Here is a 203-nt window from a genome sequence, read left to right on the forward strand (position 1 = left end):
ACGATTTATACCAAATAGAAGGTAGTTTGAAAGAAATCCTGTCACCTCTAATCGAAGCAGAAATAGATCATAAAGGATTGTTTCTGAATGCTGATGCAGGATTTGACAGTGAAAATTTAAGACAAATGTTAGAAAAAGAAAAAATAATCGCCAATATTAAAACCAATCTCAGGAATAATAAAACAGCCAAGAATTATTATTAT

At 29.6% G+C, this 203-nt stretch carries 1 pseudogene; it reads left to right on the top strand.

What is annotated here, in order from left to right:
- Window positions 1-203, top strand: a pseudogene (locus tag GNY06_RS00015) (IS5/IS1182 family transposase); the annotation flags it as partial.

Origin of the sequence: Elizabethkingia argenteiflava (assembly GCF_009904105.1) — a bacterium.
Taxonomy (GTDB): domain Bacteria; phylum Bacteroidota; class Bacteroidia; order Flavobacteriales; family Weeksellaceae; genus Elizabethkingia; species Elizabethkingia argenteiflava.